Annotated in this window: 25 protein-coding genes; 5 read left to right on the top strand and 20 right to left on the bottom strand. The window is 65.8% G+C overall.

Features of this window, described 5'->3' with window-relative positions; translation table 11 throughout:
* Nucleotides 1-23 precede the first annotated feature (23 nt).
* Nucleotides 24-518, bottom strand: a complete 495-nt coding sequence (locus U5A57_RS32345; RefSeq protein WP_321915753.1) for a hypothetical protein — start codon at nucleotides 516-518, stop codon at nucleotides 24-26.
* A 281-nt stretch (nucleotides 519-799) separates the two neighbouring features.
* Between U5A57_RS32345 and U5A57_RS32340 the strand changes: the two genes are divergently transcribed.
* From U5A57_RS32340 to U5A57_RS32325, 4 genes are all read left to right on the top strand, one after another.
* Nucleotides 800-2371: an alpha/beta hydrolase gene (locus U5A57_RS32340; RefSeq protein WP_321915752.1), complete on the top strand. Its 1572-nt coding sequence runs from the start codon at nucleotides 800-802 to the stop codon at nucleotides 2369-2371.
* Between the two features lie 211 nt (nucleotides 2372-2582).
* Nucleotides 2583-2999 carry a hypothetical protein gene (locus U5A57_RS32335; protein ID WP_321915751.1) on the top strand — a complete coding sequence of 139 codons (417 nt, stop codon included), beginning with the start codon at nucleotides 2583-2585 and terminating at the stop codon, nucleotides 2997-2999.
* Nucleotides 2996-3556, top strand: coding sequence for a MerR family transcriptional regulator (locus tag U5A57_RS32330; RefSeq protein WP_321915750.1), 561 nt, complete (start codon nucleotides 2996-2998; stop codon nucleotides 3554-3556). The genes U5A57_RS32335 and U5A57_RS32330 overlap by 4 nt, the downstream gene beginning before the upstream one ends.
* Before the next feature lie 141 nt (nucleotides 3557-3697).
* Complete coding sequence (locus U5A57_RS32325; RefSeq protein WP_321915749.1) at nucleotides 3698-4117, top strand: ester cyclase; 420 nt, start codon at nucleotides 3698-3700, stop codon at nucleotides 4115-4117.
* A gap of 71 nt (nucleotides 4118-4188) precedes the next feature.
* Here the strand turns inward: U5A57_RS32325 and U5A57_RS32320 are convergent, their stop codons facing one another.
* Complete coding sequence (locus U5A57_RS32320; protein WP_321915748.1) at nucleotides 4189-5433, bottom strand: NAD(P)/FAD-dependent oxidoreductase; 1245 nt, start codon at nucleotides 5431-5433, stop codon at nucleotides 4189-4191.
* Between the two features lie 210 nt (nucleotides 5434-5643).
* On the opposite strand from U5A57_RS32320, the gene U5A57_RS32315 reads away from it, so the two are divergent.
* Nucleotides 5644-6381 carry a class I SAM-dependent methyltransferase gene (locus U5A57_RS32315; RefSeq protein ID WP_321915747.1) on the top strand — a complete coding sequence of 246 codons (738 nt, stop codon included), beginning with the start codon at nucleotides 5644-5646 and terminating at the stop codon, nucleotides 6379-6381.
* Nucleotides 6382-6411: 30 nt separating this feature from the next.
* Here the strand turns inward: U5A57_RS32315 and U5A57_RS32310 are convergent, their stop codons facing one another.
* Genes U5A57_RS32310 through U5A57_RS32225 form a run of 18 tightly spaced genes read right to left on the bottom strand, consistent with a single transcriptional unit; the run spans nucleotide 6412 to nucleotide 23411 of the window.
* Entirely contained in the window at nucleotides 6412-6852 is a 441-nt protein-coding gene (locus U5A57_RS32310; protein WP_321915746.1) for an excinuclease ABC subunit A, read from the bottom strand.
* Nucleotides 6853-6869: 17 nt separating this feature from the next.
* A complete protein-coding gene (locus tag U5A57_RS32305; RefSeq protein WP_321915745.1) occupies nucleotides 6870-7325 on the bottom strand; it encodes a signal peptidase in 456 nt (151 codons plus the stop codon).
* Between the two features lie 35 nt (nucleotides 7326-7360).
* A complete protein-coding gene (locus tag U5A57_RS32300; RefSeq protein WP_321915744.1) occupies nucleotides 7361-8602 on the bottom strand; it encodes a beta-ketoacyl synthase N-terminal-like domain-containing protein in 1242 nt (413 codons plus the stop codon).
* Between the two features lie 2 nt (nucleotides 8603-8604).
* Nucleotides 8605-9831 (bottom strand): beta-ketoacyl-ACP synthase, encoded by a 1227-nt coding sequence (locus U5A57_RS32295; protein ID WP_321915743.1) that lies wholly within the window; start codon nucleotides 9829-9831, stop codon nucleotides 8605-8607.
* A complete protein-coding gene (locus U5A57_RS32290) occupies nucleotides 9831-10556 on the bottom strand; it encodes a 3-ketoacyl-ACP reductase FabG2 (protein ID WP_321915742.1) in 726 nt (241 codons plus the stop codon). Before U5A57_RS32290 ends, U5A57_RS32295 begins: the two co-directional genes overlap by 1 nt.
* Nucleotides 10553-11038, bottom strand: a complete 486-nt coding sequence (locus tag U5A57_RS32285) for a hotdog family protein (RefSeq protein ID WP_321915741.1) — start codon at nucleotides 11036-11038, stop codon at nucleotides 10553-10555. The genes U5A57_RS32290 and U5A57_RS32285 overlap by 4 nt, the downstream gene beginning before the upstream one ends.
* Nucleotides 11039-11046: 8 nt before the next feature.
* Nucleotides 11047-12219: a beta-ketoacyl-[acyl-carrier-protein] synthase family protein gene (locus U5A57_RS32280; RefSeq protein WP_321915835.1), complete on the bottom strand. Its 1173-nt coding sequence runs from the start codon at nucleotides 12217-12219 to the stop codon at nucleotides 11047-11049.
* Complete coding sequence (locus tag U5A57_RS32275; RefSeq protein ID WP_321915740.1) at nucleotides 12216-14639, bottom strand: MMPL family transporter; 2424 nt, start codon at nucleotides 14637-14639, stop codon at nucleotides 12216-12218. The genes U5A57_RS32280 and U5A57_RS32275 overlap by 4 nt, the downstream gene beginning before the upstream one ends.
* Nucleotides 14636-15313 (bottom strand): outer membrane lipoprotein carrier protein LolA, encoded by a 678-nt coding sequence (locus tag U5A57_RS32270; protein WP_415774685.1) that lies wholly within the window; start codon nucleotides 15311-15313, stop codon nucleotides 14636-14638. The genes U5A57_RS32275 and U5A57_RS32270 overlap by 4 nt, the downstream gene beginning before the upstream one ends.
* Nucleotides 15301-15741 carry a thioesterase family protein gene (locus tag U5A57_RS32265; RefSeq protein WP_321915739.1) on the bottom strand — a complete coding sequence of 147 codons (441 nt, stop codon included), beginning with the start codon at nucleotides 15739-15741 and terminating at the stop codon, nucleotides 15301-15303. Before U5A57_RS32265 ends, U5A57_RS32270 begins: the two co-directional genes overlap by 13 nt.
* Complete coding sequence (locus U5A57_RS32260; RefSeq protein WP_321915738.1) at nucleotides 15738-17315, bottom strand: aromatic amino acid ammonia-lyase; 1578 nt, start codon at nucleotides 17313-17315, stop codon at nucleotides 15738-15740. The genes U5A57_RS32265 and U5A57_RS32260 overlap by 4 nt, the downstream gene beginning before the upstream one ends.
* The gene (locus tag U5A57_RS32255; RefSeq protein WP_321915737.1) at nucleotides 17302-19011 is read right to left on the bottom strand and encodes a glycosyltransferase family 2 protein; all 1710 of its coding nucleotides are present in this window, start codon (nucleotides 19009-19011) and stop codon (nucleotides 17302-17304) included. Before U5A57_RS32255 ends, U5A57_RS32260 begins: the two co-directional genes overlap by 14 nt.
* The gene (locus U5A57_RS32250; RefSeq protein ID WP_321915736.1) at nucleotides 19008-20723 is read right to left on the bottom strand and encodes an AMP-binding protein; all 1716 of its coding nucleotides are present in this window, start codon (nucleotides 20721-20723) and stop codon (nucleotides 19008-19010) included. Before U5A57_RS32250 ends, U5A57_RS32255 begins: the two co-directional genes overlap by 4 nt.
* Nucleotides 20720-21382 (bottom strand): hypothetical protein, encoded by a 663-nt coding sequence (locus U5A57_RS32245; RefSeq protein WP_321915833.1) that lies wholly within the window; start codon nucleotides 21380-21382, stop codon nucleotides 20720-20722. Before U5A57_RS32245 ends, U5A57_RS32250 begins: the two co-directional genes overlap by 4 nt.
* A 14-nt stretch (nucleotides 21383-21396) precedes the next feature.
* Nucleotides 21397-21648 carry an acyl carrier protein gene (locus U5A57_RS32240; protein ID WP_158759959.1) on the bottom strand — a complete coding sequence of 84 codons (252 nt, stop codon included), beginning with the start codon at nucleotides 21646-21648 and terminating at the stop codon, nucleotides 21397-21399.
* Nucleotides 21649-21651: 3 nt separating this feature from the next.
* On the bottom strand, nucleotides 21652-21951 hold the full coding sequence (locus U5A57_RS32235; RefSeq protein ID WP_321915735.1) for a phosphopantetheine-binding protein: 300 nt from the start codon (nucleotides 21949-21951) through the stop codon (nucleotides 21652-21654).
* Nucleotides 21926-22720: a lysophospholipid acyltransferase family protein gene (locus U5A57_RS32230; RefSeq protein WP_321915734.1), complete on the bottom strand. Its 795-nt coding sequence runs from the start codon at nucleotides 22718-22720 to the stop codon at nucleotides 21926-21928. The genes U5A57_RS32235 and U5A57_RS32230 overlap by 26 nt, the downstream gene beginning before the upstream one ends.
* The gene (locus U5A57_RS32225; protein ID WP_321915733.1) at nucleotides 22704-23411 is read right to left on the bottom strand and encodes a beta-ketoacyl synthase chain length factor; all 708 of its coding nucleotides are present in this window, start codon (nucleotides 23409-23411) and stop codon (nucleotides 22704-22706) included. Before U5A57_RS32225 ends, U5A57_RS32230 begins: the two co-directional genes overlap by 17 nt.
* Between the last annotated feature and the right edge of the window lie 427 nt (nucleotides 23412-23838).

Genomic DNA, 23838 nt, shown 5'->3' with positions numbered 1-23838 from the left:
ATCGTTTCGATTCGGTCTGAATGTCAGCCCGGCGTTGCGTGCGCCGAGCCAAGGCCGAGCATGTATAGCGCGAAGTCGCGCATGATGTTCTGCACCGCATTGGTCAGAACACCCGTGAAACTGGCACTGAAGACTTTCTGGGATTTTTTTCCGAGTATCTCGACTTTGCTTGAGTGTGAAAACACGACATTCGGCACGGGACCGCCGCTAATAATGAAATCGTAATACGCGCTCGGCTTGTTCTTCACGGTGTATGTCGTTCCGGCCTTCTTCCCTTTGCTTGTGTCGAGATGAACAGGTGTCGGCCGCTCGGCGGTTACGTGGCAGGAATTCGCCACGCCGCCGCTCGCAATGGGTACCGTGATGTGATACTTCTCGTTCTGGAGTTCAAACGGCAAGTAAATGAGCGTACCGCCATCGTCTGTCGCGTCCTCGTAGGTGGCCGCCACAGGAAGAATTCCGCCTGCGTTTATCGCATTGTCCCAGTCCGTCTTGATGTTCGAGAAAACGAGAGGCATGGCTAGTCTCCTGGTAATTGGCCGTGAGATCCTTCTGACTAAATACTAGCCTGTCGGCCCTCAATTCGCCTCTTTGTTTGATGTGCGATAGACGTTTAATTACATGAAATCGCAGCCGACCATAAAGCGCGAGTGCCAATTCTTCTTAAAGCGCTTCACTGGAAAATTGTTCCCGCAACAAGTAGCAATCCGCGATTCTGTTTACCTATACTCGTTTGACTCTGCAAGGCAGCCCCATTTTCCGAACACCAACAAGAACGGAGCGTGAAATGCGAGGAGCGATGCTTAAGACGGGTTGGGTACTGCTGACTCTCTTTTTGTCGAGTGCCAGCAATGTCGTGCAGGCCGGTTCGACCTGTAGCGGGTTGAGCTGCTTTTTCCGCGGCCAGTTGGTCGAGCAGAGAACGAGCCTGCGCCTGAGCGCGGCTGACTTCACGAAACTGCTGGGAACGAACGCAACGGGTCAGCAATTGCTGCAGGTTGCAGGCACGCCGCGCTGCGACATCGAAATCAAGTACTTCCGCTACCTCACGATAGGCGGCGCGGGCGAACCCACGATGTCGAGCGCCGCGCTGATGATTCCAGGCGGCGGCGCCTCGTGCACCGGTCCGCGCCCACTCATGCTGTATGCGCACGGAACGACGACCTACCGCAACTACAACATCGCCGACATAACGCAAACGGACCCGGCCAACGGCGACGGCGCAGGTGAAGGCATTGCCGTGGCGGCGATCTACGCCGCGCAAGGCTATGTCGTGGTGGCGAGCAACTATGCCGGCTACGCCGGCTCGCCATTGCCGTACCACCCGTATCTGAACGGCGACCAGCAATCGGCCGATGTAATCGATTCGTTGCGCGCGGCCCGCTTTGCAATGGCGCTTCCCGGCCCGGCAAACAAGACGCGTGAGAACGGCAAGCTGTTCGTGACCGGCTATTCGCAGGGCGGCTACGTGGCGCTCGCCACGCATCGCGCGCTGCAGGCCGCCGGCATCAATGTGACGGCTTCTGCGCCGGGCTCCGGTCCGTATGCGCTGGGCGCCATGGCGGACGCGCTGGTTCAGGGCGAGGTCGACCTCGGCTCGACGATCTTTACAGTGCTCGTAACCACGAGCTACCAGCATGCGTATGGCAATATCTATCGCAAGCCAGGCGACTTTTTCGAAGCGGCCTACGCCCCCGGTATAGAGGATCTGCTGCCGAGCGTCACCTCATTGGACACGCTGTTCGCCGAAGGCAAATTGCCTGCAACGCAGCTCTTCAGCAGCACGCCGCCTGCGGCACAGTTCGCTTCGTTGACGCCGCCGCTTGCACCGCCTCTCGCGCCGGCGCAATTGACGCCGCTATTCGCGTTGGGATTCGGCACGGCGAATCTCGTGCGCAATAGCTATCGTCTGAGCATGCTCGAAGATCAGATCGTCAATCCGGACGGCGCGTATCCCTCGCCGACCGCTGCGATGGCTCCGGCTGCCAGTCCGGCGCAGCCGCTGCGGCAGGCGTTCAAGCGCAACGATCTGCGTAACTGGGTGCCGCGCTCGCCCGTGCTGCTATGCGGCGGCCACCTCGACCCGACGGTGTTCTTTTTCAACGCGGCAATCGAGCAGGCCTACTGGAAAAACGCCAACGTCGCGCCTGGCCTGACGAGCGTGCTGGATGTCGACTCCGCACCCGGTGCGAACGACCCGTTTGCCGCAGTGAAGGCCGGCTTTGCGCAGGCCGAAGCGGCAGTCGCCGCACAGGCGGTCCAGGCCGGCGCAAAGGACGGCGGAATGTCCGCCGTCCTCCAGGCCTACCACGCCGACATCGTCGCGCCGTTCTGCATGGTCGCGGCGCGCGGCTTCTTCGGCAACTTCTGATTGACGGGCCGGTATCGGGTTGCCGCGATAGATCACGAAACAATAACGCGCGCGTAGCGAACCTACGCATTAAGCAGAAAACCGGGAGGATTGCAAATCAGGCTTTTGCATTCCTCTCGGTGTTTCACTGCCCGAAAAAATTCGCTTGACCCGACTACCGTAGTCACCTTCACCATCGGCACTCTGTTCAACGAACATTGTGTCGAAACACATGGAAACGACCCGGCATCTCACCGACGACGCCTTCCTCGAAGCCTTTCTCTCTTGCCAGTTGCCGCCGGCGGCGTTCAATCATCGCAATCATCTGCGCGTAACGTGGATTTACTTGCAGCGTCACCCGCTTGAAGAAGCCATTGAGCGGACCTGCGCCGGCATTGCGCACTACGCCGCCCATCTCGGCGCACAAGATCGATACCACCGTACAATGACCGAAGCGCTGATCCGGCTCATGGCGCATGCGGGCGCTGCGAATCCGTCGCGTTCGTTCGAGGCATTTCTCGCCCATGCACCGGTATTTACCGGCGATTGCCGCACGCTCGTCGCCGAACACTACTCGCCCGAATTGCTGGCCCGCTCCGAAGCGCGCTGTGGCTTTCTCGAACCCGACAGACTTCGCTTGCCGTCATGACACGCATTACTCTCGGAAGACTGGCACGCGAGGCAGGACTCTCGCGCTCTTCGCTCCTGCACTACGAAGCGCTCGGCCTGCTGATGCCGAGCGCACGCAGCAGCGCAGGCTACCGGCTCTATGACGAGACGCAACACGAGCGCCTGCGCGCGATTTGCGCCTACCGGGCCGCGGGGCTGCCCTTGGCCGCGATACGCGACCTGCTCGCACGCGAGGGCAATGCCGCCGCACACATCCTCGAAGCGCATTTGATGCGATTGACCGCCGAGATCGCGCGCCTGAGGGAACGTCAGAAAGCCATTGCAACGTTGCTCGCGCAACCATCTTTTAGACGGCGTGGCAAGCAGCGCGGGAAAGACGCTTGGGTTGCGATGCTACGCGGCGCGGGCTTCGACGAGGCGGAGATGGACAACTGGCATGCCGGGTTCGAGGCAGAAAACCCCGACTCGCACGCGGCATTTCTGACTTCGCTCGGACTGACACGCGAAGAGGTAAAGGCAATCCGCCGGCGCGCGAAACTCGCGGGCAACCCTGCCGCAGGCCATCCGGGCTCGTGAAAGTCATTGACCGTCAAAGCCGGGAATGTGCGCCACCGCACGTTCTCGCGCGACTCCAGCGCACGCCGTTGCGCGTGCGAGCCTACTCTGCAGCAACCGGCTTCTCCTTCCACTCTTCGCCAGCCAGGAGGCGTTCATCCCATGCACGAGACTAGCGGTTTGGTTCGCGCGTTTATCGAAGAAGTCCTCAACCGTGGGCAGCTCGACGCCGCGGACCGGTTCTTCTGGGAAGACATGGTCGAGCAGGTGCCGTTTCCCGGCCAGGGTCCCGGTATCGAGGGCATCAAGGATGTCGTGCGTGGCATGAGAGCCGCGTTCCCGGACATGCATTGGCGCGTCGAGGAACAACTCACAGAAGGGGATCGCGTGCTAACGCGCTTCGAGTGGACGGGCACGCACCAGGGCGCATTTCTCGGCGTGGACGCTACGGGGCGCGCCGTCAAGGTATGGGGCATGGTCATCGACCGCTTTCAGGACGGCCGGATCAAGGAAACCCGCCTCATCATGGACACGCTCGGGTTGATGATCCAGCTAGGCGCGGTTCGGCCACCGGGCGAATAAAAGCGCGCATGCCGGGTTGGCCCCGCGTCCCACCGCAGGTACCCAACCGGCAAGCGGTCTTTCGTCGATCGCTACATGGACCGCATGCACGCCTCGTGCAGCACGTTGAGCCTGCGCACCGGGTCCGCCACGTAAGGATTGCTCTCGTCCCACGCATAACCGGCAAGCACCGAGCTAATCATCCGACGGATCAAGGGCGTCTGGCGCGGGTAGTAAATGATGTCCTGCAGCTCGCCCGTGTACCAGCGCTCGACGAACGCGCGGAACGTGTCGATACCCTTGCGCAGCGGCACGTCGTATTCGGTCTGCCAGTCCACCGCCGCGCCGCCGAGCGCGCGCTCGACCACCTTCACGGCCAGGTGCGCCGAACGCAGCGCAATCGTCACGCCGGAAGAAAACACCGGGTCGAGAAACTCGCCCGCGTTGCCGAGCAACGCGTAGCCTGGGCCATGCAATCGTTCGACGTTAGCCGAATAACCGCCGATCTGGTTCACGGGCATGAGAAACGGCGCGTCGCCGATCAGGCGGTTCAGGGTCGGTTCCTCGCGAATGAGCGCGCGCAGCCGCGCCTCGCGTTCCGCCTGGGACACGTCGAGGAAGGCCGCGTGCGCGACACAGCCAACCGACGAGCGGCCGCCCGCGAGCGGGATCATCCAGAACCACACGTCGCGGTGTTCGGGGTGAGTCGCGATGCAGATCTTGTTGCGATCGAAGGCGTCGAGCGGCAGGCCGTCGCGGACATGGCTGAAGATCGCGGCACGCGTGGGCAGGCCGGTCGGCGCTTCGAGGTTCAGCAGGCGCGGCAGTACGCGGCCAAAGCCGCTCGCGTCGAGCACGAAGCGCGCGTGCACTTCATAGCGCACCTCGTTTTCGTCGACGACTTCCAGCATCGGCGCGTCGCCCGTGCGCATCGCAACCACGGTGTGGCCGAAGCGCACTTCGGCGCCCTGCTGTGCGGCACAGTTGATCAGCAGCTCGTCGAATTTCGCGCGCTCCACCTGGTAGGTCGTGCCCCAGCCCGCCGAATGCTTGTCGCGAAAGTCGTACGCCGTCGCGTGATCGCGCCATACGAAATGCGCGCCGTTCTTGTACTGAAAGCCCGCTTCCACTACCGCCTGCAACATGCCGGCCTCTTCGAGGTACGCCATGCTTTGCGGCAGGAGGCTCTCGCCAATCGAAAAGCGCGGGAAATGCTGGCGCTCGAGCACGAGCACCGAACGCCCGGCCTTGCGCAACAAGGCGGCCGCCACGGCGCCCGAGGGGCCCGCGCCGATGATCGCCACGTCGACGGCTTCGCGTCGCGCGGATGGGGTCATAACTGCTTCTCCAGTGCTCTTTTCCATAGTCCTGTCCCTTCACTGCGTCCTGACGCGACCTGTTACGTTCTGTCACGTCCTGTTACGTCTGTATGCCCAATGCAAGCGCACTGCGCTGCGCGAAACCGTGATTTTGACACCCCTCGCGCTGCCCTTGCATTTACAATCCCCATTCTCGTCCACGACCGCATTCGCAACGGATAAAAAAATATGTCGGTTTCCGAAACAAATGACGTGCCGTTCGTGCCGGAAACGGCCTTCGGCATCTGGTTTCTGCGCACGCATACGTGGGAGCACCACGTGCTGCGCGTGGCGATCAACGACCTCAAGCGTCTCGTGGACGTGCCCTTGCCCGCCGCGCCTGAAATCGTCGATGTCGGCTGCGGCCAGGGCAAATCGTTCCGCCTGCTGGCCGAGGCTTTCCGGGCTCGCCGCATCGTCGGGATCGACTATCACGAGGCGTCGCTCGAACTGGCTGCGCGCGCCGCGCGCACGTGCCAGGACACATTGAAAACGCACACCGCATTCGAGCTGCTGCACGGCGACTGCGCGCACCTGCCGCTACCCACGGCCAGCGCGGACATCGTCTTCTGCCACCAGACGTTCCATCATCTGGTCGAGCAGGAACGCGCGCTCGCGGAGTTCCACCGCGTGCTCAAGCCGGGCGGCGTGCTGCTGTTCGCCGAATCCACCGAGGCGTATATCCGCTCGTGGGTGATCCGGCTGCTGTTCCGCCACCCCATGCATGTGCAGAAAAGCGCCAACGGCTACCTCGAAATGATCCGCGCGGCGGGCTTCCGCTTTTCGGAGCGCAATGTTTCGCTGCCCTATCTGTGGTGGAGCCGTGCAGCGGATTTCGGTCTCTTCGAGCGCCTCGGCCTGCATCATCCCAAGCCTGGGAAGCGGCGCGAAACGCTCGTCAACGTAGCCGCCGTCAAGGCGGCGTGAGCCGGGTGGCCCGCCGCCGCCTGCCGCGGGTTACTTGCCGCCCTTGAGCGTCACCACGTCGCCAACGAGCGCCACGCCGGCGATCATCGCGCCCGCGCCACACGTAAATTCGGTGGCGCTCTCTCGAAGTTCGTTCTTGTAGTTGCTCTTGATGTTGATCACCGCGTTGCCGCCTTCCTTGCGCGCGCGTTCCTGCAACTCGGCCACGGCCGAAAGGAACACGTGCTGGCAGGCCGCTTCGTCGCTCTTGCCGAACGCGTTCGTCTTCTTGTTCGTGGAGTACTGGCCCAGCGTCTTCTTCACCGCCGGATGAGACTGGCCCGCAAAGTACAGCGCGATATCGTCGCTCACCTTGCCGGGCTCGCTCTTGAGCGCGGCATCTACCTGGTAGGTGTCGACCGTATTGCGTGCGTTCGCTTGCGACGTCGCAAAGGCCGCGCACAGCGCGGCGAGCATCCACAGTTTCTTCATCGTTCTTCTCCGTTGGTTCAATTGGCCCGCAGCACCACGAGGTCGCCCGTGACGGCAATCGCCGCCGCGCTCGGGCTCACGCCGCAGGTGTACTCGGTGGCCGATCCGGTTTCCGTGCCGTGAAAGCGCGTGGTCACGTTGATGACAGCGTTGGCGCCCTTGTTCTGGGCGTCCGCGCGCAGCTTGTCGAGCGCGCTGGCGAGCGCCTTGTTGCAGGTGGCCTCGGCGCCGTCGGTCGCACGGGCGACCCGCAGCGAATGCGAGGCGTCACCTACGTGGCGGACCACTTCCGGGTGCGGCTGCGCGCCGAAGTACACGTCGATCTTCGTGGCGGGGTTCGCGCCCGACGCGGCTTTGCCCGTTGAGAGCGCAGCGGCGGGCTGGATCGGCAGCGTGAGGCGTTGCGATCCGCAACCAGCCAGCGTCAGGCTGACGATGGCGGCCGCGCTCAGCGTGAGGTAAGTCTTTTTCATTGGAATCCTCATTATTTTCAGGGTTGCCCGAAACTTCAGACTGCATTCCAGGCGCGAAATACCAGGCTCGCGCAACTGCCGCCGAACCCGAATGAAACCGACATTGCCGTATCGATGCGCGCGTCGCGCGTTTCCCGCACGAGCGGCATGCCGGCGGCGGCGGCATCGAGCGCTTCGATGCCCACGGCGCCCGCAATCCAGCGATCGCGCATCATCAGCAAGGTGTAGATCGCTTCGTGCGCACCGCACGCGCCGAGCGGATGACCGCTGAGCGCCTTCGTCGAGGAGAACGCGGGCACCTCGCCGCCAAACACGGCGCGCAGCGCGAGCAGCTCCTCGATATCGCCCGTGGGCGTGGAAGGCGCGTGGGTGTTGATGTAGTCCGGGCGCGTGCCGGCTTCGGCCAGCGCCTCGCGCATGGCGCGCGCAATGCCCCCCGCCTGCGGCGCGACCATCTGCGCGCCGTCGGTGCCGTGGCCGTAGCCGGTCAGCTCCGCGTAGATGCGCGCGTTGCGTGCCTGCGCATGCGCGAGCGATTCGAGCACGAGGATGCCAGCCCCCGAGCCGATCACGAATCCGTCGCGCAGCGCTTCATAGGGCCGCGACGCGCGCTCTGGCGTGTCGTTGAAGCCGCGCGAGAGCGCACCCATTGCGTCGAACATCAACGTCATGTTGTCGTGCAAGCCCTCCGCGCCGCCCGCGAGCACGATGTCCTGTCGGCCCGTCTGGATCAGCTGCATGGCCTGGCCGATGGCGAGCGCGGAAGTCGTGCACGCCGATGAAGGCGAGTACGTCACGCCTTCCATGCCGAACACATGCGCCAGATTCGCCGATGTCGTGCTGCTCATCGCCTGCGGCACCGTATACGGTGGCACGCGGTCGACGCCGCGCGCGTTTGCGCTCTCCATGGCCGCGTCGTAAGCGGACATCGTGCCGACGCCCGAGCCCACCACCGCGCCGGCCCGAGGCGTGCGCAACGCGTGCGCGTCGAGATGTGCGTCGGCGATGGCGCTGCGCGCGGCGTGGCAGGCAAAGCGCGCCGTGTCGCCCATGAAACGTTCGGCTTTGCGCTCGAACGGCGCTTCGCCTGCCACAGAAGCCACTGCCGCCACCTGGCTCGCGAAACCGCGTTCGCGCCACGCCTGAACGCGTGTGATGCCGCCGCGTCCGTCACGCAACCTCCCGGCGACGCTCTCGAGCGTGTTGCCAAGGCACGAGACGATGCCCATGCCCGTCACGACCACGCGCCGCAAGCCGCTCGCGGAAACTGTCTGCATGCTCAACGCGCGCGCCGGAAGATCAGCGACGTGTTCACGCCGCCAAACGCGAAGTTATTGCTCATCACGTACTCGGCGTCCAGGGTGCGCGGTTCGCCCATGATGTAGTCGAGCGGTGCGCAGGCCGGATCGACCTCGGTCAGGTTGAGCGTGGGCGCATACCAGTTGCGTTTCATCATCTCAATCGTCCACCACGCCTCGATCGCGCCACACGCGCCGAGCGTATGGCCGATATAGCTCTTGAGCGAGCTGATCGGCATGCGCGCGCCGAAGGTTTCCGCCGTGGCCTGGCTCTCGGCCACGTCGCCGCGATCCGTGGAGGTGCCGTGCGCATTCACATAGGCGATCGCTTCGGGGGCCAACTGGGCGTCGGCCAGCGCCTGGCGCATGGCGACCGCCATCGTCGCCGCCGTGGGCTGCGTGATATGCGCGCCGTCCGAATTGCAGCCGAAGCCCACCACTTCCGCATGAATGCGCGCGCCGCGCGCCACGGCATGCTCGTATTCCTCGAGCACGAGCGTAGCCGCGCCCTCGCCCACCACGAGGCCGTCACGCGCGGCGTCGAACGGACGCGGCGTGAGTTGCGGCGCGTCGTTGCGCGTGCTCGTGGCGTAGAGCATGTCGAACACGGCTACGCCCGGCCCCGAGAGTTCCTCGGCGCCGCCCGCGAGCATCAGCGTCTGCTTGCCGTTCGCGATCATCTCGTACGCGTAGCCAATGGCCTGGCTGCCCGAAGCGCACGCGCACGAGGTCGGCACAATGCGCCCCTTGAGGTCCCAGAAGAGGCTTACGTTCACGGCCGTGGTGTGCGGCATCATCTGCACGTAGCTGTTCGACGTCACGTCGCTCATCGAGCCCGTTTCGAGCATCTTGCCAAACGCGCGCACCGGCTCCACCGAACCGGCCGATGAACCGTACGCCACGCCCATGCGGCCGTCCTTGATCGACGGGTCGTCGAGCAGGCTCGCGTCTGCCAGCGCGTGTTCACTCGCGCGCACCGCGTAGAGCGAGACCGGCCCCATCGAGCGCGTCTTCTTGCGCGGATAATAGTCAGGTGTATTGAACGCCGGCAGCGGGCACGCAAGGCGCGTATGCAGCGACTCGATATAGTCCCAGTCGTGCACGCGCTTGACGGCGTTGACGCCGCCTTTGAGTGCGGCTTCGACCTGATCCCACTGCTCGCCGAGCGCGGTCACGCCGCCCATGCCGGTAATGACGACGCGTTTCATCAGACCATCCCGCCGTTCACGCCAATGACCTGGCGCGTGACATAAGACGCCGCGTCGGACATCAGGAAGCCGACCACGGCCGCAACTTCGGCCGGTTGTCCCACGCGGTTCATCGGCACCGCCTTGAGTGCGTGATCGAGCGGTACGTCGTCGAGCATGCCGGTATCGACGAGCCCGGGCGCCACGCTATTGACCGTGATGTTGCGCGTGGCCAGTTCCACCGCGAGCGCCTTCGTCGCGCCGATCAGTCCGGCCTTGGCCGCGCTGTAGTTCACCTGGCCGCGATTGCCCGTGACCCCCGACACCGAGGCCACCGTCACAACGCGGCCGCCCTTGCGCGCCCGCACCATCGGCATGACGAGCGGGTGTACGACGTTGTAGAACGCGTCGAGGCCGGTTTCGATCACGATGTCCCAGTCTTCGTCGGTCAACGCGGGGAACGCGGCGTCGCGCGTGACGCCCGCGCAGCAGACGATGCCGTAGTACGCGCCGTGCGCCGCGACGTCCTCTTCGAGCGCCGTGCGGCACGCGGCCCGGTCGCGCACGTCGAATTGCAGCACGCTGGCGGTGCCGCCCTGCGCGACGATGCCGGCCGTGACGGCATCGGCTTCGTTGCGGCCCGTACGGCAATGCACGGTGACGGCAAAGCCGTCCGCGGCGAGATGGTAGGCGATCGCGCGACCAATGCCGCGGCTCGCGCCGGTAACGAGAACACGCCGGCTCATGATCTGGAATTCTCCTCGATGAATGTCTGAAAATCGCGCGGCTGGTACACCTTCACGGTGGCTTCCGCTAATAGTTCGTTATCCTGCTTGATCGTGCAGCCGTACGCGCCGTGGCCCTCTTCGCTGCGCAGCAGTTCGCTGACCGTGACACTGAGCGGCGCACCGCTCGCGAATGCCGTCTGCGCCGCCTCATAGCGCCGCGTTCCGAGCAGCACGCCCGGGCGCGCGGTCTTGCCTTCGCGCATCGACAGCAGGCCTACGTGGGCCGCAATGGACTGCGCCATCAGTTCGATGCCGATCCACGCGGGCATCGCGCCCTGCGCGTCGGCGTACCACGCGTCGGTGCGCACGCTCGCAAGCGCCGTGAGCGACTCGTCGCTGCATGCCGCGACCGAGTCGAGCAGCAGCATCGTGCCGCGGTGCGGGATGATGGTTTCGATCGGCGGGAACGCGTCCATCGTTGATGAAAGAGCAGGATTCATGGTCTCGATCACCGTCCGAGTATGAGTGAGGCGTTGCTGCCGCCAAACGCGAATGAATTGCTCATCGCGTATTGGCGCGCGCCGCTGCGTGGCAAGTGGCGCACGTTCTGAATGAGGTCGAGCGCGGGCAGCGCCGGGTCGGCTGCTCCGTCCCACATGTGGTGCGGTAGCGCAACGTCGTCGCGGGCGAGCGTGAGCCACGCGAGACCCAGTTCGGTTGCGCCTGCCGCGCCGAGCGTATGGCCCGTGAGCGGCTTCGTGCCGCTCGCGGCCACGCCGTCGGGAAACACGCGCGCCATGAGATGCGCTTCCATCTGATCGTTCTTGATCGTGGCCGTTGCGTGCAGGTTGACGTAGCCGATCTGGGCCGCGCTTATGCCCGCGTCGGCGAGCGCCGCGCGCAATGCGAGTTCGCCGCCCGCGCCTTGCGGATCGGGTGCCGAGATATGGTGGGCGTCGCTCGACTCGCCCGCGCCCGCGAGCACTACCGGCCCTTCCTCGCGGCTCATGAGGAACACCGCCGCGCCCTCGCCGATGTTGATGCCGCGGCGCTGCGCGCTCATCGGATTGGTCCGCACGGGGCTCGTCGATTCGAGCGAGGCGAAACCTTGCAGCGTGAGTTCGCAGAGCGAATCGACGCCGCCTACGACGACCGCATCACACAGTTGCGCGCGCAACAGGCGGCGCGCGGCGACGAAGGCCTTGGCGCTCGACGTGCATGCCGTGGAGATCGTGTAGGCCGGCCCGCGCAGATCGAGCGCCGCAGCGGCGAACGGCGCGGCGGTCCCGATTTCCATCTGGCGGTAATCGAAGGTCGAAGCCGCGTCTGGCTGCGTGAACGATATTTCCGCCGCACTGATGCCCGACGTGCTCGTGCCCAGCACGACGCCGATACGCCCCGCGCCAAAACGTTCGCGCGCCGCCTCGATGGCCGGACGGATTTGCGCCAGCGCGGCGAGCAAAAGCCGGTTGTTGCGGCAGTCGTAGTGCGCGAGCGATGCGGGCGGTGCAACGTCGAGCGGTGCCTTCACGCTGCCCGCAAAGGCGGTGCCGGTGCGTGTCGTAATCGGCCCCATGCCGGGCGCCTCGCCGCGCGCGAGTGCGCCGACGATCGACGCCACATCGTCGCCGAGTGCGTTGACCATGCCGAGCGCGTGCAAATAGACAGGGAGCGCCATCAGGCCTTTCTCCGTGGTGTAGTGTGCGTGCCCGAGGGCATGCCGATAGGCGCGAGCATCACGGACACCATGATGCCGAGCGACAGCGTGGCGCCAAAGCTCTTGAGCGCGGGCATGGAACTCATGGCGAGCATGCCGAACGAGAGCAGCGTGGTCGCGGCCGAAAGCAGCACACCGGTCCACACCGCGCCGCGATCGGTGGAAGCGCGCATCGCGCCTTCGCGCAGAAAGACGGCGTAGTTCGCGCCCACGCCGAGCACGAGCATCAGCGCCAGCATGTTGAAGAGATTGATGCGAATGTGTGCGTAACCGAACGCCGCGAGCGTCACGCCGATGGCGAGCCACACCGGCAGCGTGACCGCGATGGCGCCACGCCAGCCGTAGCGGAACATCAGCAGCGCGAGCACGAGCGTCAGCGCACCCGCGAGCCAGATCGCACCGTCCTGCCGGTACACGCCAAAAAGGCGCGACACGCTCGCCGCTTTGTCGACGAAGCTCACGCCGGGCGACGCGTACGCAACGTCGAGAAGCGCGGGCTCGTTCGCAGCCGACACGCCCTGCGGAATCACGATCGCCGCGAATGCGCCGGGCGTGCTCACCGAGCGGCCGAGCCACAGATGGCGGAACGGCTGTGACCACGGTTCGGCGAGCCAGGCGTCCACGCGCAGCACGGCAGTGCCCGAGTGCGCCCACGCATCGAGCCACGTTTGCGCCACCTCGTCACGAAAGCCCGCTGCGCCGAGCAGCGCGCGCAAGGCGGCGGGATCGGCGAACACGTGCGCGCCGAGCAGCGTGCGATCGGCCCGCTGCCGCGCTTCGGACGGCACGAACGACGTCACCGATTGCCAGCCGCTCAGCGCGGACGTGCCCGTCAGCGCGCCGAGCCGCTTGCACAGCGTCTCGGTGCGCTGAAGCACGGCCTCAGGCGACGCGCCGCGCACGACGAAGAACTGGGCGCTGTTGTCGGCTCCTACTGCGCTCGACACCACACGCTCTTGCGCGACCAGCGCCGGGTCCCGCTGGATCAGCAAATGAATGTCGTCGTCGCTGCGCAGTTGCAGCCAGCCCGGCACGGCGGCAATCACGAGCACGAGCGCGACGCCCCACGCACGCCGGCCGCCGATCAGCGCCTGCCATTTCGCAAGCGACGCCGCGGCGACCGCGAAGAGCGTCTGGGGACTGCGGCGCGCGGGCTCGGTCATGAGACTCGGCAGCAGCCAGATGACGGAGGCGAACGCGGTAAAGATGCCGACGATGGCAAAGCATGCAATCTGTCTGAGCGCCGGAAACGGCGCGAACGTGAGAATGGCGTAGCCAAGCAGGCTCGTGCTGAGCGCCACCGTGAGCGCGGGCAGCACTTCGCGCGCGCCGCGCCGCGAATCCCAGCCGTGCCGCGCGCCCAGGTAGACGACGAAGTACTGAATGGAGTAATCGACCGCTTCGCCGATCAGGCTCGCCCCGAACACGAGCGTGAGCAGATGCAGCTTGCCGAAGACGAGCATCGTGGCGGCCAGCGCGCACACGATGCCGAGCGCGGTGGAAACGAAACCGAGCAGGATGAGCCGCGGCGAGCGGAAGATCCACAGCATGAGCAGCGCGATGCCGACCGCCGAAACGACGCCGATTACGTGTACGTCGCGCTCCGAGGCGCGCCGCGCCGACTCGGCATAGAACACGGCGCCCGTGCGCGCGATAGAGCCATCGGGCCACGCAGCCTTGAGCGCCGCTTCGCCGTGAGCGACGGCAAGCAGCACGCCGCGCTGAACCTCGGATTCGTAGGCGGAACCCGGCAGCGTGCCGATCACGAGCACGCTCGTGGTGTTAGCGCGGTGCGCCACGAGAAAGCCGTCCTCGATGGTGAGATTCGATGCCGCCAGCGGCAGCCCCGCGAGCCAATGCTGAAGCCAGCCGAAGGGATCGTCGGCGAGTGGCGTGGCGAGACCCGCGTTCGGCAGGCCATAGAGGCGTTCGGCGAGCGCGCCGCGCAGCGTCTCGGCGCTCCCGCCAGCCGTCGCGCGGTCTTCCGCCGTGAGCAGCCCGAAGCGGTACGGCAGGTAAAAACGCGCAATGCGGCCGAGATCGAACGGCGGGACTTGCGCCGTCACCGAAGCAAACGCATGACTCGCGCTCAGTACCGCGCCCAGTTGCCCCGCCGCCGCTTTCGCGTGTGCCGCGTTCTGGCTCGACACGAGCAGCACGGCGCGATTGCCGAGCGCGCCCGCAAGCTGGTCCACGGCCTCTTCGGCAACAGGGTCGGCCTCGGTCGCGGGCAAGAGCGCCAGCAGGTTCGTCTGCAAGGGCGTCGGACCCGTAAAGCGCCAGGCGCAATACAACGTCGCCGCGAGCGCGAGCAGCACCCACGCGGCACGCAGCGTCCACTGCCGCCACCAGGGCGTTCCGGTGCGAAGCTCGGAAGCACTCACTGCGGCGTTCCGAAAAGCTTTTCATCGGCGGGCGCGAGCCCGGACACCTGCGCGCTGCCGCTGAATTCGTACTGCGTGACGTCGCCGTTGGCGAAGGTGATGCGCAAGCTGCGCAGAAAGTCGCCACCTTCCATCTCGATGCCGCGCAGCGCCTGCGCGATCTGCGGCTGACGCGGCACGAGGCGCATCTGCCATTGGGCAGGCGTGCCGCGCGCCTCCACGTCGAATTGCGAGTACAGCCCGCTCAGGTCGCCGCCAAGCATGGCCCGCATCATCTTCGCGATCTCCGCCGCGCCGCGCGCACCTTGCGCGCCGCCGTTCGCGGTGCGCTGACCGGCCGCATCGATCACGGTGACGCCGCCCTCGCGCATGATCCACGTTTTCTTGTATGGCGTTTCGACCTGCCAGATCACGCCGCGCTCACGATAGAACAGCAGCGAGCCCGTGCTCACTAGCGGCGCTTTCATCGCGGCAAGCGTCTGCGTTTGCGTGAAATGCGAACGCACGCCGTTTGCGCGCGCGAGACGGGACGCGATTTGCGAAACGAGTGCCGCGTCGCTCGTGCTCGCGTTCGCGTTCGCGTTCGAGGGGGCTGTCACGGCCTGCGCCGCAGTGCCCATCGACTGAACCACAATCAGTGCGGCGGCGGCCGCGCATCGTTTCAACGCGCCCATGCACGCTCCAGCTTGTCGAGCATGATGGGCGGCGAAACGAACTGCAGCTCCTGGGTGGCGGCATTCACGGCGACCTGGATCGTGTAGCCCTTCGTGAGCCGCGTGCGCGAGTCGCGATCGTAAATTTCGTAGCCGATTTTCAGGCGGTTTTCGTATTCGAGCAGATGTGCGCACACCTCGAGCTGCTGCCCATACACCGCGGGCCGCACATATTTCAAATGCGCCTCGACAACGGGCCACACGTAGCCCGACGCCTGCATCTCGCGATAGTCGTAGTCGAACTTGCGCAGGAGCGCCGCGCGGCCGAATTCGAAATACTTCAGGTAGTGGCCGTGCCAGCAGACGTTCATCGCGTCCACGTCATGGAACGGCACTTCCACGTTTGCGCTCGCGCTCAACGCCGGCGCAGGCTTTCGTGATTCGCTCATGGCCGGCCCTCCGTTGTTTGCGCGAGGAAGCCACCGGCCGCGATCCGTTCGGTCATGGCGCGCAGTTCGTGTTCGAGTGCGCGGTCTTCATCGACGAACGGCGACGTCGCGGCGACTTCGTCCATGAACGCGGCAAGCGGTTCGGGAATCACCGTCGCGGCATTGGCGCGCAACCGCAGGCGCGCGGCCTGCACGGTGGCGAGCGCATGCGCGGCCGCGACCTGCTCGGTGAGTTGCAGCACACGCAAACAGTCGCGTGCGGCGATCGTGCCCATGCTCACCTTGTCCTGGTTGTGCGCCTCTGTCGAACGCGAGAACACGCTCGCAGGCATCGTGTGCTTGAGCGCCTCCGCCGTCCATGCCGACGACGAAATCTGCACGGCCTTGAAACCGTGATTGATCGGCGCGCGCGCGCTCGTCGCGCCCGTGAGGTTGCGCGGCAGGCCGTTGTTGAACTTGTCGTCGACGATCAAGGCGAGCTGCCGGTCCATCAGGTCGGCAAGATTCGCCACGGCCGTCTTGAGACCGTCCATGGCGAACGCGATATGGCCGCCGTAGAAGTTGCCGCCGTGCAGCACGCGCTCGCCGTCGGGATCGATCAACGGGTTGTCGTTGGCGCTGTTCAGTTCGTTTTCGATGTCACGGCGCATCCACGTGAGCGCGTCGTTCGCCACGCCGATCACGTGCGGCGCGCAGCGGATCGAATAGCGGTCCTGCAGCCGGTGGCCGGGCGTATCGGGACGGCCCGCCAGATCGGCGCGGATCCACGCCGCCGCCTCGCCCTGCCCGGCATGCGGCTTGGCTTCGAAGATGAACGCGTCGAAATGAGCGGCGCGCCCGTCCAGCGCCACCGTCGCGAGCGCGGTGAGGCGCGCGCTCAAGCGCACGAGCTGCGCCGCGCGCGTGAACGCGAGACAGGCGAGGCCCGTCATGACCGCCGTGCCGTTCATCAACGCGAGGCCTTCCTTCGGCCCGAGCGTGAGCGGTTCGCGGCCGAGCGCGAGCCACGCGTCGCGCGCCTCGCATGGCGCGCCGCGAAACTGCACATCGCGCTCGCCGACCAGCGCCGCGGCGACGTACGAAAGCGGCGTGAGGTCGCCGCTTGCGCCCACCGACCCTTCGGCGGGAATACGCGGCAGTACGCGATGATTGATGAGATCGGCGAGACGTTCGAGCAGCACCGGGCGCACGCCCGAGAGCCCGAAGGCCAGCGAGTTCAGGCGCGCGGCGATCACGGCGAGCGCCGAGGGATCGTCCAGATGCTCGCCCATGCCGCAGCCGTGATAGCGCGTGAGCTGCAACGGCAGCGCCTCGACGAGCGCCATCGGCACGTCGACCACGCAGGCGTCGCCGTAGCCCGTATTCACGCCGTACACGGTCGCGCCGGCTTCGAGATGCCGGCGCAGAAACTCCGCCCCCCGCGCGATGCGCTCGCGCCAGGCGGGGTCGTCGTTCAGGCGCACGGCCGCGCCGCCGCGCGCGACCGCCACGACGTCCTCGATCGTCAGATGGCGGCCGCCGAATACCACGGCGTCCGGCTTCACTTCGGCATCCTTCAGGTCAATCTCGGCCATTTGCTCCCCCACTGGGGCGCGCCCAGAAATCGTAGAAGTTGAACCATTGGTAAGGCGCCTTGCGGCAATAGTGTTCGAGGCGCGAGGCAAAGCGCTGCGCCCATGCCGCAATATGCTCGGCGCGGCCACGCCGCGGCAGATCGATGCGTTCCGCAAACGGCTCGAAGTAGAGCCGGTAACCCGCGCGCTCTTTCAGGCAGAACAGTAGATAGACCGGGCAAGCGAGCGCGTGCGCCAGCACATAGGGCCCCTGGGCAAACGCGGCGGTCTCGCCGAGGAACTGCGCCTCGGTGGTACGGCCGGTTTCGCGCGCAGGCGTGCGGTCGCCGACGATGACGAGCAACTCGCCGCGCTCGATGCGCTCTTGCATCATCAGCGCGGTTTGCGGGCCGAAGTCGCTCACGGGCACGAGATGCTGCGCGAAGTCGTGATGCGCAGAAGCCAGCACGCTGTTGAAGCGTTTCGCGTGCTCCGTGTAGACGATGGCCGTCACCTTCGTTTGCGCGCCTCGCACGGCCAGCGCCCGCGCCATTTCGAGGTTGCCGTGGTGCGAGCCGATCACGAGCGCGCCGCGGCCGCTTGCCAGCAGCGCGTCGAGCGCGCGCGGGTCGTCGATCTCCACATCGGTCTGATCGACGCGGCCCGTCCACGCGGCCAGTTTGTCGAAGCCCGACTGCGCGAACGAGAGCATATGGCGGTAGGCCGTGAGCCAGCCGGGGCGCGGCGTCTCGCGTTCCGGCGAGCACTGGCGCAGCCGGTCGAAATAGCGCCGCGAGGCTTCACGCGCGGGCCGGCCCGTGAGCAGAAAGTAAGCGACGATGGGGTGCAGCCAGAGGGTAGTGAAACGCTGCCCGAACACACCGCAGCTCCAGGCGAGCAAGGCCATGCCGAGCCGGCTGCCGCGTTCGGCCCTGCGCCACCATGCTTCGTTGCCCTCGCCCGCTTGCGCGCGCTTCGGCAAAACCTTGTGCGCGAGCAGGAGCGGCAGGCGCGCGAACATGCCCGCGACGAGCCGCGTATGGCTGCGGCTGATGCGCACGTTGTCCCACAGCACGTCGAAATGCGACACGCCATCGGCCGCGTAGGTGACGGCGGTCGGAATGGAGACGAACGCCACGCGCCGCCAGTGCAAACGCACGAGGATCTCGATGTCGAAGTCCATGCGCTCGGGCAGCTTCACGCTGTCGATCAGCGCGCAAGCGAGGTCGAGCGGATAGAGGCGAAAGCCGCACATCGAATCGCGGATCGTGAACGAGAGCGTCTCGATCCAGACCCACACGTGGGTCAGATAGCGCCCGTAGAGGCGCGATTTCGGCACGCTCTCGTCGTACACCGGCTGGCCGATCACGACCGCGCGCGGGTTCGCCTGTGCGGCGGCGAGAAAGCGCGGCACGTCAGCGGCGTCGTGCTGGCCGTCGGCGTCGATCTGCAGCGCGTGCGTATAGCCCGCGTCGCGCGCGGCGCGCAGCCCCGCCATCACTGCCGCGCCCTTGCCGCCGTTCACGGGCAGGCGCCGCAGCGTGAGCTTGCCGGCGTAGCGGCGCGCGAGGTCCGCCAGCACCTGCTGGGTGGCTTCGTCGCTGCCGTCGTCCACGACGATGAGCGGCAGGCCGTGAACGATCAGGTTCGCCACGGTGCCGCCAATCGCGTCCTTGTGGTTGTAGATCGGAATGACGATACAGGCCGCGAGGCTCATGCGGGCTCCCGGTACACGAAGGCGCCGGACGCGCAGTCGCGCTCGCCAACGCGCCACGCGAACGCCACGCGGCGGCGCACCGCATCGTGCCTGAGCACGAGCTTGAGCAGCGCGCCCGGCGGCACCGGCATGGTGAATTTCAGTTGATCGACCGAGGCGAGCGCGCGCACGCCGGGCACCCACTCGCGCGCGAAGCGCATCGCCCAGTCGACCTGCACGACGCCCGGCAGAATCGGCAAGCCTGGAAAGTGGCCCGCGAAATGGACAAGCGTGTGCGGCACGCGCAACTCGAATACGCGCGCTTCTGCGTCGTCCCACTGAGCGAGCAATTCGAATCCTTCAACGCTTGCCGCGAACGCGTGAGCGACCGCTCGCGCCTGAATCTTGCCGCGCGAGTCGACGGGCAGCGCGCGCTGAATGCGCCAGTGGCGCGGCAGCACGACCGTGTCGAACCACGCTGCGAGATGGCGGCGCAACGCTTTGAGGAGCAGCACGCGGCCGTCGCGGCGCAGCGTTTCGCGGCCCTCTGTGGAGAGCACAACGAGCGCGCCGATGCGCTCGCGCGAGCCGCCTTCGAGCAGCACGGTTCTCACTTCGGCAACGCCGGGATGCAGCAGCAGTTTGCTCTCCATCTCGCTGAGCGACACACGCTTGCCGGCGAGCTTGACCACGCGGTCCAGACGCCCTTGCAGCACGAAGCGGCCGTGCTCGTCGAACGCGGCTTTGTCGTCGGTGCGATGCCAGTCGTCGTGACCCAGGTGCGGCGAGCGTACTTCGAGCGCGCCGCCCTCTTCCACAGCACCCGCGCGCACGGCGATGCCCGGCATGGGCGTCCACGCTTGTGCTTCGTTTTGCCTGCGCCAGGCGACGCCGCCCGTTTCCGTGCTGCCGTAGATCTCCAGCGGCGCAGCGCCAAACGTGGCGGCGTATTGCTTTGCGGTGTCGAGCGGCAGCGGGCCGCCCGACGAGAAGAACGCGCGCGGCTGCGGACTGAGCGCGGCAAACCCCGGCAGATCGGGCCAGCGCGAGAGTTGCGCAGGCGTCGAGACGACGACCGTCGCGCCGCACTGCGCCGAACACTCAGTAATGCGCGCCTGTAGTTGCGCGGGATCGGCGCAGGTCGCGCGGGCAAACGGCCTTCCTGCCGCAAGCGGCCAGAACACGCGGAACAGCAAGCCGTAGATGTGGTGATGCGGCACGCTCGCGAGCACCGCCGCTTTGCCCAGAAGCGCGCCCCAGGCGGCTTCCAGCGTATGCACCTCCGCGTCGAACTGCGCCAGTGTCTTGTGGACGGGCTTCGGCGTGCCGCTGCTGCCGGAGGTGAAGAGCGTGAGCAAGGCGTTCGCGTCGATCGACACGTCGGCTTTCGCAGGTTGAACCGCAGGGATCTCGGCACACCAAGCGGCGAGCTCGTTTTCGTCGAGCACCGCGTCGTACGCATCGCTCAGTTCAGCGAGATAGCCCGCCGTCGCGTTTGCGGGAATCACCGGCACCTTGCCAGCCGCAAGCAGTCCGAACAAAGCGCAGGCGAACTCATACGGGTCGTCGCTCCATAGCACAACGCGCTGGCCCGGCCGCGCGCGCATGCGTGCGGCGATGTCAAGCGCATGTGCGCGGAACGTCGCGAAGTCCGTCACGTTTGCGCCATCGATGCAAACCGCGCCCCGCGGCTCGCGGTAACGCGCCACGAGAAGCTCGTGCAATGCGATCACGCCGCCTCCCGTCGCGCAGCGCGCGGGAGCATGATCCACTTGCGCCACGCAAACTCGCCAGCAAGCAGCGCGCCGATGATCCCATAGGCAATCGCGCCGTTGTAGAGCGACCAGGCACGGGCTGGCAAGGCGAGCGCCGTCCAAGCGGAAAACACGCTGTTCACTGCGAAGAAACCACACCAGATCTGCGTGACGCGGCGCGTATAACGCACGATGTGTGCGGGCGGATCGGCATAAGTCAGACGTGCGAATTTCTCGATCATCGACGGCCCTTTGACGAGGGTCGCGCCGAATGCGACGAGCAGACCGAGATTCACGAGCGAGGGATACAGGCGCATGAGGCGTTCGCTATTGGTGAAGACGATGGTCACCGAGGCGGCATTGAGCATGACGGCCACGGCCCAGTCCACCGGCGTGAGCTTGCGCAGGGTCGCGGCGAGTGCGCCCGTGCCGGCGACGCGCTGCATCCAGAGCAGCACGAGCAGCAACAAGCCCACGAAGCGCGGCGAATCCCAGCGCCACGCGCAAAGAATCACGACCGGGTAGGCGAGACTGGCAATCAGCCGCCACTTGCCGCGTGCCCGGCCGCGTGCGCCGTCGTCTGCCGTGCCGCTTTCACCTGCACCGGCAGGCTCAGCCGAGCCGTGCCCGCGAAGCACCGTCACGTATGGCCTCAAGCCTGGGTCACGAGCAGCGACTCGACCGCGGCGATCACGTCGCCCACCGTGCGCACCTGCTTGAACTCTTCCGGTTTGATGCGGCGGCCCGTCATTTCCTGCAGTTTGATCGCCAGATCGACCGCGTCGATGCTGTCCAGATCCAGTTCCTCGAACAGATGCGCCTCCGGCGTGACGCGTGCCGGATCAATATCGAAGTTCTCGTGAAAGATCTCGCGGATACGGTCGAGAATTTCAGCTTCGCTCATGGTTCAATCCCCTTTCCCTGCAGTGGCTTCCAGCGCCTCGTTTTCGTTTGTGTGGCCCGCGACGAGCGCCGCAAGCGTGTTGATCGACCGAAAGTAGCCGCGCACGTTTTCGTCGTCGGCGTTGATGGTCAGTTGATAGTGCTGGCGCAGCACGATGCCGATCTCCAGCGCGTCGATCGAGTCGAGTCCCACGCCATCGGTGTCGAACAGCGGCGCGTCGTCGTCGATATCGGCGGGCGTGAGATGCTCGAGATCGAGCGCCTCGATCAGGAGCCGCTTAATTTCCAGTTTTAAAGTATCCATAGTCAAACAGGTGCTGTGTGATTTGCGCCTCGATAGTGCGCGTGACGTTGCGCGCGGCGAGTGCGGAGGGCATGTCGCGCGGCGCGAGCCGCTGGACGCCGATGGGCGCCAGCACGTTCACGGTCATGCGGAAAGGTCGCTGCGGAACGTGGTACCAGTGCATCTGCTTGGTAAAGGCGGGCGGGTCGCAGTGCATGAGCACGGGCAGCACCGGCGCGCCGGCCTCCAGCGCCGTATGCGCGAAGCCGCGCGAGAACGCATGCAGCCGATTTGGCGCCGGGCTGCGCGAGCCTTCGGGAAAAATGATCATGCTGTAGCCGTTCGCGAGCTGGCGCGCGCAGTCCTGCACGAAGCCTGCGGGATCGGCGTTGCTCACGTATTCGGCCGCACGCACGATGCCCCAGAAGCACGGGTTGCGCCAGTGCGCGTTCTTCACGACGCAACAGGCGGAAGGCGTGAGCGCGAGCAGCACCACCACGTCGAGATAGGTGGGATGGTTCGCCACGACGATGGCGGGCGCGCCCGAACGCAGCGCGTTCGCGCCGGCCACGTCGAGCGTCATGACGCCCGCGCGCTGCAAAGCGGCCACGAGCGCGCGGAAAAACCAGTGGATGACGGTGGTGATCGCGCGCTGCCGCGAAGCACGATGCGGCCAGACCCACGCGAGCGGAAACACGATCACCGAGAAGAGCAGCCCGCATGCGCCGAACAACGCGAAGGCGAAGCCGGTGGCGAAGAGCCGCCAGCCGTAATCAAGCCGAGCCGACATGCCAGCTCCATTGCCAGGTGCCGCCACTGCCCTGCCACGCGGCGCGCCCACCCTCGCTCAGACAGTGATGCAACGCTTCGCTTTGCGTGGCGAATTCGCGTGCCTGTGCCTGTGCGGCCGTGTCCGGCTTGTTTTCTGTGATGGAGCATGCGAGCCGGCCTTGCGGCGCTGCGCTCGCGTCGAGCAGCAATGCGAACGCGCCGCGCTGCACTTCCTGCTCGATTGCGCCGTAGCGCGCGTCGGCGGGTTCGTCGGCGTAGACGACCAGCACCGGGCTGCCGGGGTCTTCCGAATAAAGCGCATGGCCTTCGAGCAGCGCGTAGCCCAGCGTTTGCGCGCCTGCGGAGAGCGCCGTAGCCGGCGAGCGGTCGCCCCGCACGATGCCGAACAGCCCCGTCATCGCGTTGAGCACGGAAAGGCTGAACGCGTTAGGCGAAACGGGCTTCTTTGCCTCGATGTCGCGCAGAATGTCCGTCGTGCGGCGCAACTCGCCGTGCCGCGATGCGAAGACCACGCGTGCCCGGGTTTGCGCATCGACGCAGTCGCCCGCCACCTTCAGCGCCATCCGCGAAAGCGCGCTCAGGCGGCGGCGCATCATCGGATCGACGAACGCAACCTCAGGCAAACTTTCCGCTGCGGAAGACCAGAAGGACCAACGCGCTACGGGCATGGTCCACGATAAATCGGGCATAACGGGTTGACGGTGTCCACGGCCGCGGCGTGCGGGCTCTCAACCCCGAACGGCGTATGTTTATTTTTCCTCGGCCCGCAAATGCTCTGGGCGGAGTTCTCGTGCGTACTTTAACGGCTTGGTTCCCGAATTATTTAGGGTGGTTCGTGAAATATTTTGAAATGACTTGTTGAGCATCAAGAAATTCCTTGAAATCAAATGCTTAAGCATGGGGCTAATGCGCGCATCTGCCTAAGCAGAACCGATTTCACAGGGAGGAATCCAGGCCGATGGTTTCGCGCCCGCCACTCGGTCGAAATAGGCATCTCCCCTTGCAGGCCGTAGAATGCGGGCACCGAGGGCCAGTTTCGGTCATTGACTGCCATCCCTCAGCTTTCAGTCATCCGAGCACTTATTCTTCCAGTCGCCCCACCATGCTTTCCCTTTC

Source organism: Paraburkholderia sp. J11-2, assembly GCF_905220185.1.
Lineage (GTDB): Bacteria > Pseudomonadota > Gammaproteobacteria > Burkholderiales > Burkholderiaceae > Paraburkholderia.
This window is presented reverse-complemented; position numbering and strand designations above follow the sequence as displayed.